We start from the raw sequence: 625 nt of genomic DNA on the forward strand, positions 1-625 counted from the left end.
CGAGATTCACGACGATTTCGATGGCACCTACGGGGCCCCGCGCATCACGGCCGAGACCACCGATGCGCCCGTGTTCCCGGCGTCGGCGAACACGTCCGACCCCGCCGGCAGCATCGCCGCGATCGCCTCCACCGCCTCGCGGTAGCGCAGCCCCGGCCCCGGCCCCGGCCCCGGCCCCGGCCCCGGCCCCGGCCCCGACGAGTCGAGCACCCCCAGCGTCGTCAGGGCCTGCGGGCCTGCCGGTTCCTGTTCGCCGCCGGCCTCGAACAGCGCCGCGAGCTCGGCCAGTGTGGCCCCGAGGTCCATGCTCACCGCGTGCACCGTGGGTGGATAGGGCGGTTCGGCACCGATGCTGGCCACCGGCACCCCGGCCAGCGCACCGTCGAGGCCGGCCCGCGCGGTCACCGGCATCCGGGTGCCCACCAACAGGCACAACGCCGAATGCCGCACGGCGTCGACGAGTTCGGCGTGGCCCATCGCGCCCGCCACACCGCAGAATCCGTGCTCAGCGGCGGTGTAGCAATCCTTCGCATCCGGTGCTACCCCGACCGCCGCGTCCAACGCGACGGCCGGGGATTCCCCCCGAGATGTGGACACCAATTCCTATGCGGCGGTAGCCAGCGTA

At 73.6% G+C, this 625-nt stretch carries 1 protein-coding gene; it reads right to left on the reverse strand.

Features of this window, described 5'->3' with window-relative positions; genetic code table 11:
• Positions 1-27: 27 nt before the first annotated feature.
• On the reverse strand, positions 28-597 hold the full coding sequence (locus P3H15_RS54345) for a hypothetical protein (protein ID WP_276144878.1): 570 nt from the start codon (positions 595-597) through the stop codon (positions 28-30).
• Positions 598-625 lie beyond the last annotated feature (28 nt).

The organism is Rhodococcus sp. T2V (genome assembly GCF_029269925.1).
Lineage (GTDB): Bacteria > Actinomycetota > Actinomycetes > Mycobacteriales > Mycobacteriaceae > Rhodococcus_F > Rhodococcus_F koreensis.